Raw genomic sequence first — 10782 nt, forward strand, 5'->3', positions numbered from 1 at the left:
TGCGGAACATTTGTTAACGCGTCGACCTGAATCGCCTGAGATCGCGCAGAAATTATTGGATCGTATTAGCTGGTGGGAAGATTACACCGCGCGCAACGATTTCGAATTAAACAATAATCCATCGCCGGGCAATAAAGCCGGTGGCCTCACCACGATTATTGAAAAATCCCTAGGTGCGCAAGCGAAGAGTGGTTCCACCAATTTGACCGATGTGTTTTTGTACGGTGAGGACATTACCACCAAAGGTTTTGTGTTTATGGATAGCCCGGGTTACGACCCGGTATCTGCCACCGGCCAGGTTGCATCGGGCGCACAAATTTTATGTTTCACCACCGGTCGCGGTTCTGCGTTTGGTTGCAAGCCAGCACCGAGTATCAAGTTGGCGACCAACAGCAAAATCTATAACCACATGCAAGAAGATATGGATTTGAACTGCGGCAAAGTATCCGATGGTGAAATCAGCCTTGAAGAATCTGGCCAGGAAATCTTTGAAGAAATTTTGGCAGTTGCTTCAGGTAAGCCAACTAAAAGCGAATTGCTGGGTTATGGCGATAATGAATTTATCCCATGGAAAATTGGTGCGGTGGTTTAACTTTAATCTCGCCGCGCCATGGACTCTGTTATTTATTCTGAGACCGTCTGAGCCATGGATGGCGAAGATGAGCCTACATGGATGTATTTACGGCGTGTCTCAGAATAAATAACGGAGTTCATAAGCCATCCACGATCTAATGAATATATAAAAACCGAGGCCAATCAAAGAATTGGCCCGTCCAAAAACTTGGTGAGAGCCAAGTCATATAAAAAGAAATTCACTAGAAAGCAAATTACGGCAGCTCCATTCACATTGATGAAAACATTGATGTGAATTTCTATTCGCAAAAAATAGCTATTGCCAAAAATTTGCCACTATTACAGAGGGCGACAAAAAATGAAAATCGTTATTCCAAAAGAAAGGCGCGCCCATGAACGGCGCGTTGCCGCAACACCCGATACCGTAAAAAAATTCATTGCACTGGGTTTTGACGTTGCAATCGAAAAAGATGCCGGTATCGCCAGCCGAATTACCAATGAATCCTATCAAGAAGCGGGCGCAACACTCAGCGATGATCTTGCAGGTTTATTGGGCTCTGCGGATATTGTATTAAAAGTCCAGCGCCCCCTCCTGGCAGGTGAAGGTGACCTGAATGAACTGGCGCTGATAAAGCGCGGTGCAGTATTAATTGCAATGCTGTCGCCCTATTCCGATCCTGCGGCTATTGCTCAATATGCTGATGCAGGTATCACTACAATGACGCTCGAATTTGTGCCGCGTATTACGCGCGCGCAATCCATGGATGTTCTAAGTTCACAATCGAATTTGGCCGGTTATCGCGCGGTATTGGAAGCAATCAATGTGTATGACCGCGCAATGCCGATGATGATGACGGCGGCAGGCACTATTGCTCCCGCACGCGTGATGGTGCTCGGCGCCGGAGTTGCGGGTTTACAGGCGATCGCAACGGCAAAGCGTTTGGGTGCAATTGTATCGGCAACCGACGTGCGTGCAGCATCTAAAGAACAAGTCGAAAGCCTCGGCGGAAAATTTGTAATGGTAGAAAGCGAAGAAGTAAAAAACGCTGAAACTGCTGGTGGTTACGCCAAAGAAATGAGCGATGACTACAAGCGTCGCCAAGCTGAATTGGTTGCCGAAACCTTAAAGAAACAAGATATCGCCATTTGCACTGCATTAATTCCCGGCCGCAAAGCGCCGACGTTAATTAATGACGATATGGTGCACAGCATGCGCCCCGGTTCAGTGATTGTGGATCTCGCTGCTGAGCAGGGTGGTAATTGCACACTCACCAAGCCGGGTGAAGTCGTTGAAGTCAATGGTGTAACGATCATTGGTTTATTTAATATCCCAAGTCGTTTATCTGCCGATGCCAGCGCGCTCTACGCTAAAAATGTGTTGAATTTTTTAACCCCGATGATGAATGCCGATAAGCAATTCAGTGTGAATTGGCAGGATGAAATTATCTCCGCCACCGTACTCACGCGCGATGGCGCCATCGTTCATCCTAATTTCAAATCGGCCAGCGCCGCTTAATCGGGAGTTAATTATGGAAGCCAATTTTGTTTCGCAATTATCCATTTTTGTCCTGGCCATTTTTGTTGGCTATTACGTGGTATGGAGTGTAACCCCCGCATTGCATACGCCGCTCATGGCGGTGACCAATGCCATTTCGAGTGTGATTATTGTCGGCGCATTAATTGCCGTTGGCCCGGAAGGCATGAGCTTATCCAAAGTGCTCGGCTTTTGCGCCATGGTTTTGGCATCAATCAATATTTTTGGTGGCTTTACCGTCACCCATCGTATGCTCGCAATGTATAAAAAGAAAAATAAAGTGGGGGAGAAATAATTATGTCGTCACTCAATGAAAGTTTTACCTCATTTGCCTATTTGGTTGCAGCAGTACTCTTCATTATGGCGCTACGCGGTTTGTCATCGCCTGAGTCGTCGCGCAAAGGCAATTTGTTTGGCATGTTGGGTATGTTGATCGCCGTAGTCACTACTGTGCTAAGCCCGGCGGTGACTTCTTATGGTTGGATTTTATCGGCGCTGGCGATTGGTGCGGTGATTGGTATTTTTATCGCACGCAAAATTGCGATGACTGCCATGCCGCAATTGGTTGCTGCTTTTCATAGTCTTGTTGGCATGGCGGCGGTGTTGGTTGCGGGTGCAGCGTTTAGTAATCCGGCCGCATTTGGAATTTTAAATGCAGCGGGTGAAATTTATATCGCCAGCCGAATTGAAATGGGCTTGGGTGTTGTCATTGGCGCGATCACCTTTTCCGGTTCTGTAATTGCATTTACCAAGCTACAAGGTTTGGTATCGGGCAAGCCGATTGTGTTTGGTGGCCAGCATTTCATTAATGCGATTCTTGGTGCGGCGATTATTGGTTTGATCGGTTATTTCTGTGTTGATCAATCGCCCTGGGTTTTCTGGGGAATGGCGGCGCTGGCATTTGTGATTGGTGTATTGCTGATTGTTCCGATCGGTGGTGCCGATATGCCAGTCGTAGTGTCGATGCTAAATTCCTACTCGGGTTGGGCTGCTGCCGGCATAGGTTTTACTTTGCACAATGATGCATTAATTGTCACTGGTGCACTAGTCGGCTCGTCAGGTGCAATTCTCTCCTATATCATGTGCAAAGGCATGAACCGTTCGTTCTTTAACGTAATTCTCGGTGGTTTTGGTGCAGATACCTCTGCGGCTGCCGCAGCTGGTGATCAAGAAGAGCGTCCGGTAAAACGCGGCAGTGCGGAAGATGCTGCATTTATTATGAAGAATGCTGGCTCAGTGATTATTGTTCCCGGTTACGGTATGGCGGTAGCACAGGCACAGCATGCGTTGCGTGAAATGTGTGAAGAATTGAAAAAGGCCGGAGTAAAAATCAGCTATGCGATTCATCCGGTTGCCGGCCGTATGCCAGGGCATATGAATGTGTTGCTTGCAGAGGCGAATGTGCCCTATGACGAAGTCTTTGAGCTTGATGATATCAATAATGAATTTCAAACTGCCGACGTGGCTTTTGTCATCGGCGCCAACGATGTAACTAACCCTGCTGCTAAAACCAATCCGCAAAGCCCGATTTTCGGTATGCCAATTTTGGAAGTGGAGCGCGCGCGCACAGTGTTATTTGTGAAGCGTTCAATGGCGTCGGGTTACTCGGGTGTGGAGAACGAACTTTTTTACAAAGATAACACCATGATGTTATTTGGCGATGCCAAAAAAATGGTGGAAACAATCGTAAAAAATATAGCGTAAGTGTGGAGCTCCTACTGAGTGCCTCTTCTTAAGTTTAAGATCAGGCACTCCTTTTTAGGGCTTTAGTAAAAATTGTTTATTCAAATAGATGCTTTTATGAAAATTGAACACTTTGCCATTAACGTAAAAGATCCTATCGCTATGGCGGCCTGGTATGTGGCGCATATGGGTTTAACCATTGTGCGCAAACAGGATGGTGGTGCTAATACGCATTTCCTCGGTGATGATAGCGGTGATGTGATGTTGGAGATTTACAACAATCCGCCCGATCAAGTACCGGATTACGCCAATATGAATCCGCTGTTAGTGCATTTGGCGTTTGTGTGTGAAAACCCGGTAGAGAAACGTGCAGAGCTGGAAGCAGTGGGTGCGAGTTTTGCGGAAGAGGTGCATATCAAAGATGGTTCACATCTGGTGATGATGCGCGACCCATGGGGATTGGCAATTCAGTTGTGCAAGCGCGGTAATAAAATGTTGCGCTGTCAGCAGTAGATTTATAAAAGTTTTTTTGTGCTTCGAATACGTTTGCCGTTAATGCTTCTGTTTCAAAAACGCATAAACCCATCCATGGGGCTCACATTCGCCATCCATGGCTCAAGTGTTTTGAAACAGAAGCATTAACGACAAACTCGTAGTGTGCAATTTTGCAGAGTGCGGCCTAAGCGCCAAGTTCTTTATCAAAAATAGCCTTATCAATAATCGCACCGCGATGGCGAATGATAATGCCTGCGCAGCGAATACCCTGCTTGGCAGAATCTTCGAGTGATTTATTCATCAAGCGGCCTGCTAAATAACCAGCATTAAAGGTGTCACCTGCGCCGGTAGTATCAATTACACCTTGCACCGGTGGAACAGGAACACGAATTTCTGCATCGGGAGTGATAATAATCGCATCGTCAGCGCCGCGCTTTAATACCAGCTCGCCGAGGTTAAATGCCGCGTAACGCTGTTTGCAGCCTTCAACGCTGTCGTCGCCCCAGAGCAATTGTTCATGGGCGAGTGTGAGTAGTGCGATATGGGTGTATTGCATGATCGATAGCATTGCCTGTTGCGCTTCAAATTTATCGCGCCATAAGCGCGGGCGATAATTGCTGTCGAATGCGACTATCACATCTTGCTGGCGGAGCTTGTGCAAACTGTTATACAAAAATTCGCGCGATTTCTCACCGATAATCGCCAGCGTAATACCGCTCAGGTAAACACAGTTGCAGTGAACGAGTTTTTGGCAGAGTTGGTCGGCTGCTTCTTGCGATGCAAATAGCTCGCGTGCCGGTGCCTCTTTGCGCCAGTAGAAAAACTCGCGCTCGCCATCGGGTGTGTTGCGAATAATGTATAAACCGGGGGAGCGGCCGGGCAGTTGCTTAATCATGCCGGTGCCAATATTTTCATTGGCCATACGCTGCATAATTTGTTCACTGTAAGGATCTTCACCGAGTTGGGTAACGTAATCGGTTTTTAAACCAAGGCGCGCCATATACACCGAGGTGTTATAGGTGTCGCCCGCAAAAGATAAGGCCATTGTTTCACGGCCATTGCTGTCGGCAGTGGGGAATGGAGCCAGCTCCACCATGACTTCGCCAATCGCTGCTATGTGTGCCATTTAAGTAATTCCAGGAGTTATTAAAAGCGTTAAATGATGTTTTATTTTGCCGAAAACACTGTGTTTTTGTAGTAAAAAAATAAAACCAAAATATAGCACTCTTAAGCCGTTAAAAATAGAAAATTATGGATTGCAAATCGATATACTGTACAAAATCGACAAGATGAGTAAGGTTGTTTTAATCATTATTCCGCAGTCGCGGTGAATTCAATTGAAGACTGAAAATCAAATTTTTTCGTTATAAATATTTGTGTGCCTGATGTTGGCGCAATCAACCTTTCTGGATTTTTCTAATGAATCGTTTAAACAAAAATGTAATTGCTGACTTACCGAAAGATATTATTCTGCCCAGCTATGATCGCAGCGCATTAAAGCCAGGCATTGTGCACTTGGGCATAGGTGCATTTCATCGCGCTCACCAGGCATTTTATACTGAGGCGGCATTGAATAAATTTGGTGGCAATTGGGGAATTATCGGCAGCAGTCTGCGCTCGGCGAGTGTGCGCGATCAATTAGTGCCGCAGGATTGTCTCTACACCTTGGTTGAGCGCTCAGGTGATGGTGAAAAATTACAGATTATCGGTGCTGTTCTCGATACGTTAGTTGGCCCGGAAAATCCCGCCGCGTTAGTTGCACAGATGGCGGCCAGCAATATCAAAATTGTCTCGCTGACCATTACCGAAAAAGGCTACTGTCACGACCCGGCAACCGGCAATTTAAATCTCGCTCACCCCGATATTATTCACGACCTTGAACATCTGGAAGCACCTGTCTCGGCAATTGGTTTTCTGGTCGCTGCATTAAAACAACGTTTCGATAATAATCAAAAAGCATTTACGCTACTCAGCTGCGATAACCTGCCCAACAACGGTGAAGTATTGGAAAAAGTCGTTACCCAATTCGCACAAAAAATTTCACCGGAATTTTCCGCCTGGATAAAAGCTAACGCTACTTTCCCCTGCACTATGATCGACCGCATTGTGCCTGCAACAACCGATGATGACCGTCGCGATATTGAAGCTCGTATGGGAGTGCGCGATGAAGGAATGGTGGTATGCGAACCTTTCACGCAATGGGTAGTGGAGGATAAATTCGCCGATGGTCGCCCCGAGTGGGATAAAGTCGGTGTGCTGTTAGTTGAAGATGTGCGCGTGTTTGAAAAAATCAAACTGCGTTTATTAAACGGCGCCCACTCGACTATGGCTTACACCGGTTATCTCTCTGGCTTCCAGTACATCAGCGAAGTCATGGAGCAACCGGCATTTGTAAATTTGGTAAAAACCTATATGGCGCGTGAGGCAGGCGAAACAGTTGTCGCGCCAGCGGGTTTTGATATCGAGGCATACAAACAACAATTGCGTGAGCGTTTTTCTAATAAAGCCCTGAAGCACCGCACCTGGCAAATCGCTATGGATGGCTCGCAAAAATTACCGCAACGCTTATTGGAAACCCTGCGTGAACAATTGGCGGGCAATGGCCATATCGATATTTTGTGTTTGGGTGTTGCCGCCTGGATTCGCTATGTGTCGGGTGTGGATGAAAAAGGTGCGGTGATTGAAGTATCAGATCCACTCGCTAAAGAATTGCGCGCTGCCTGCGATGCTAACCAGGGAAATCCTGCGGGCATGGTAAAAGCGGTTGTAGGAACTCAAAAAGTATTTGGTGCTGATTTAATTAATGAAACGCGTTTTGTGAAAACGACTACGCAATGGTTGGAGCGTTTCTACGCTAAAGGTGTATTGGCATCGGTACAAGAAGCTTTTAAATAAGATGTTATATTTCGATTGGCATTCCCGAAGTTTCTTTGGGAATGCCTGAATAAAAAATACAGAGATTCATTTTGCGGAGATTAATGAATGATTGCCCGCCGATTTTTCCAAATCAATTACATCATCCTCGCAATACTCATTTTCACTGGCTGCGCTAATCAACCCAAATCCAGATACAACGCACTGGTGGATAAGGCAGCCAAGCCAGCGGCCAATAGCTTTACCAGTATCCAAGCTGCACTCGATGCTGCGCCAGTTAATTCTCCGTCGCCTTACATCATCTTTATCGCCGCTGGTGATTACTACGAGAAAATTAATATCACCAAGCCCAATATCCAGTTACTGGGTGAAAGCGCAAATACCACTCGCATTTATTACGATGCCTATGCCGGAAAAACTTATGCAGAGGGGAAAACCTGGGGCACACCCGGCTCGGCAACGGTTACCATCCGTGCAGCCAACATCCAAGTGCACCAACTGACTATCGAAAATACCTTTGATTTTTTAAGCAATGATGCACTGGCAAATGATGATGCAAAACGCGTAGCCAACAGCCAGGCAGTTGCATTATTTTTGGATGCAGGCAGCGACAAATTTTTAGCACGCGATGTCCGCCTGTTAGGTTATCAGGATACCTTGTTCGTAAATTCCGGCCGCAGCTGGTTTGATAAAAGCTTTATAGCTGGCAATGTCGATTTTATTTTTGGCAAAGGCAATGCACTGTTTACTGATTCCGAAATTCACACGCTTGGGCGCGGCAAGCCCAATGACCCGCATGGTTATCTCGTTGCACCATCAACACAAATTGTCGATGAGTTCGGGTTAACCTTTATTGATTGCAAACTCACCTGCAAAGAATCAGTCCCTGATAATTCCGTCCCCCTCGGCCGCCCTTGGCACCCCACCACCCAATTTCCCGATGGCCGCTACGCCGACCCTAACGCAATTGGCAAAGCCGTATTTATCAACACCTGGATGGATTCCCACATCACCCTAGATGGTTGGTATTCCATGAATGGCACCGCAAAAGACGGAACCAAAATTCCCTTCTTGCCGGAAGACGCGCGTTTCTTTGAATACAACAGCAGCGGTCCCGGCGCAGTGGTTAATAACAAGCGTCGCCAATTAGGTGATGAAGAAGTAAAAAATTATACGCGCGAAAAAATATTAGGGGATTGGCAGCCGGAGTAAATAATAAAAAAGACCCCACCACAAAAAGGGTAGGGTCAAGACTTCCTGTCAACGCGGGGCTGAGGGATGGCTATGGTCGCCCCTTATTGGTTTAGGAATTTATTCATCGCGCAGCACTTCGGCCGGACGCAATCTTCCTATGAATAGGGAATGTGCCGTCACGGTAAGCCATACTAATAAGAGAGACGTTGCCAGTGCGAATGCACAAAATATTGGCAACCAAAACCAGAGCGAAAAGTGGTTATGAAAATTTTCTATCCAACGAATAACCAAGTAGGCAGCTGTTGGCCAGGCCAGTAAATTTGCCAATATTACCCACAATGAAAACTCACGATTTAGTAAGCGAATAATTTGCCATTGGCCTGCACCATGCAATTTTCGCAGTGCAATTTCCTTACTGCGTTTTTGCGCGCTTAGTGCAGTAATCCCATAAATACCCAATAGCCCTATTGCCAGTGCAACAGCAGCAAAACCATACAGGAATTTTTGTAGCGTACGCTCTATTGAATATTGGTCTGCCAGAGAGCCTGATAGCAGCCAATGGTGTGGCGTGATTCCAGTAATTTCCTGCCAAAGCTTTTTGATTTGGTCGATTTCATAGGCGCTTGGTGCCTTATGAAAATTCACTGCCAAGGGAAGATTGGGAAAAACATTATCCAGTGTTACAAACATGCAGGGCTTTGGTGCCTTGCGATGATCGCCAAGATCGACATCGTCAATTACGGCGATTATTTTTGCTTGAGCACTTCCGGGTCTGCCCGGCTGTTTAAACAATTCTACCGTATCATTAATGGCGGCCGCTGGTGTTGCAAAGCCTAATTGTTGGGCAGTAGTCCGGCATAAAATTACCTCGCCACGAAACTGACCGTTATTGACAGTTTTAGGTGGAACTAAAGGCTTATTTACTGGAAGGTTGCCTGCAATGATCGGCATGCCAAATGCTGAAAAATAGTCCAGATCAATTAACCAGGAAAAAACCAGTTGAGCCTTGTAAGGTTGCTCCTGAATAATCCGTTCCACCTCCATTTGCTGGCTGGATTGCCCTGGAATCACGCCCATAGTGAGTGATGAACTAATGACATTGGGGGATTTTTTTATTTCCTGCTTAATACTGTTTATATGGGATACGGATATTTCCAGGGGTTGCTGATTGAGAAAAAATACAATATTTTCCGTTTTGTAGCCTGGCTGGTAGTTGTCTTGTATGCGCATTTGCCAGCTGATTGCGCTTAATGCAATCACTAATACGCCTACACCCACAAATTGAACTAGCAGCAGAGCTCTGCGCGTGTAGTGGGAAAAGCGGGTTTCAGTTGAGCGATTGGCGCGGAGGATTTGTGCAGGTTTTATTTTGGCAAAATAAATTGCCGGATATAAGGCAATTATCCCAGAGATCATCACAACGGTGGCAACACACATAAATGCCAGTTGCGGCTCAACAAAAATACCCGATACTAGCCGTAGATTGAGCAGCCCAATGAAATAGGGGATTAGCAGTTCACACAAGATCAGAGCAAGTAGCGTAGCCAAGATGATAAAAACACCATTCTCCAGCCAGTATTGCCAAAATAATTGTGAAATATTGGCGCCCTGCATACGTCTTAGCGCTACCTCTTTTTGGCGTGTTACGTAGCCAGCCAAACTCAGGTTAATAAAATTACTGACCGCAACCAATAAAATCAGGGCACCCAGGCAATAGAGAACAAATACGCGTAACCGAATACCATCACTGACGCTATCATTCATATGTCTTTCAGTAATTGGCATTAAATGAAATAAAGTCGGATCTGTACTTTTTATCGAGTCAAACTCAGGTGGTATTTGTTCATTGAGTGCATTGAGTTTTGCCACTATAGAATTATGCGATGCATTGCTTTTGATTTTTATGTAAGTCTCACGATGAAATCGCGTTGAATTAGCCGCTGTTAATTGGCTGTCAGGTTCCGTGATATAAACTCCAGAGTTAATATGGCTGCGGGAATTGTCCATATCGACTACAGCAACAATAACAAAAGGTTTTATTTTTGCGAGTGCACTTTCTTGTTGTTCGGGTGATACAGCATCGGGAACTAATAAGGTCTTCCCGAGTGCGCTTTCATTGCCAAATAATTTTTTCGCAATTGATTGGCTGATAAATGCGGAATCAGGTTTATCGCGAAAGGCGTCCAGCTCGCCGGCAATAATTTTAGGGTTGAAAATAGAAATAAAATCAGGTGATACCCTTGTTATCAAAAGTTGTTCCACACGTGGGTTGGTATTGGTTCCATCCTGAACCATTACGGTACTATTAGTTCTTGCAATTTTGGTGGCCCAAATATCCTGAGCCAAATGTTGCCGTATCAAGGGATAGAAAAGGTCATCTACTGATTCGCTAATACGTGGCTTTCCAAAAATTGGCGCCTCGCTGCGAA

At 45.9% G+C, this 10782-nt stretch carries 8 protein-coding genes and 1 pseudogene; 7 read left to right on the forward strand and 2 right to left on the reverse strand.

What is annotated here, in order from left to right:
* The 5 genes and pseudogenes from ACWA6V_RS09725 to ACWA6V_RS09745 all read left to right on the forward strand — a co-directional run.
* Nucleotides 1-592, forward strand: a pseudogene (locus tag ACWA6V_RS09725) (altronate dehydratase); the annotation flags it as partial.
* A gap of 339 nt (nt 593-931) precedes the next feature.
* Nucleotides 932-2089: a Re/Si-specific NAD(P)(+) transhydrogenase subunit alpha gene (locus ACWA6V_RS09730; protein ID WP_449522300.1), complete on the forward strand. Its 1158-nt coding sequence runs from the start codon at nt 932-934 to the stop codon at nt 2087-2089.
* 13 nt (nt 2090-2102) lie between these two features.
* Nucleotides 2103-2402 carry a proton-translocating transhydrogenase family protein gene (locus ACWA6V_RS09735; RefSeq protein ID WP_449522301.1) on the forward strand — a complete coding sequence of 100 codons (300 nt, stop codon included), beginning with the start codon at nt 2103-2105 and terminating at the stop codon, nt 2400-2402.
* A 2-nt stretch (nt 2403-2404) separates the two neighbouring features.
* A complete protein-coding gene (locus tag ACWA6V_RS09740) occupies nt 2405-3811 on the forward strand; it encodes an NAD(P)(+) transhydrogenase (Re/Si-specific) subunit beta (protein WP_449522302.1) in 1407 nt (468 codons plus the stop codon).
* A 96-nt stretch (nt 3812-3907) separates the two neighbouring features.
* The gene (locus ACWA6V_RS09745; protein WP_449522303.1) at nt 3908-4303 is read left to right on the forward strand and encodes a VOC family protein; all 396 of its coding nucleotides are present in this window, start codon (nt 3908-3910) and stop codon (nt 4301-4303) included.
* A gap of 166 nt (nt 4304-4469) precedes the next feature.
* Here ACWA6V_RS09745 and ACWA6V_RS09750 read toward each other — a convergent pair whose 3' ends face one another.
* Nucleotides 4470-5411 carry a sugar kinase gene (locus ACWA6V_RS09750; protein ID WP_449522304.1) on the reverse strand — a complete coding sequence of 314 codons (942 nt, stop codon included), beginning with the start codon at nt 5409-5411 and terminating at the stop codon, nt 4470-4472.
* 293 nt (nt 5412-5704) lie between these two features.
* Here ACWA6V_RS09750 and ACWA6V_RS09755 point away from each other — a divergent pair, with 293 nt between their 5' ends.
* Together ACWA6V_RS09755 and ACWA6V_RS09760 are read left to right on the forward strand one after the other, a co-directional pair.
* Entirely contained in the window at nt 5705-7180 is a 1476-nt protein-coding gene (locus ACWA6V_RS09755; RefSeq protein WP_449522305.1) for a mannitol dehydrogenase family protein, read from the forward strand.
* Between the two features lie 87 nt (nt 7181-7267).
* On the forward strand, nt 7268-8371 hold the full coding sequence (locus tag ACWA6V_RS09760) for a pectinesterase family protein (RefSeq protein ID WP_449522306.1): 1104 nt from the start codon (nt 7268-7270) through the stop codon (nt 8369-8371).
* Nucleotides 8372-8470: 99 nt separating this feature from the next.
* On the opposite strand, the gene ACWA6V_RS09765 is transcribed toward ACWA6V_RS09760, so the two are convergent.
* The coding region (locus ACWA6V_RS09765) for an ABC transporter permease (protein ID WP_449522307.1) at nt 8471-10782 on the reverse strand (2312 nt) is incomplete at its 5' end.

The organism is Cellvibrio sp. (assembly GCF_053579595.1).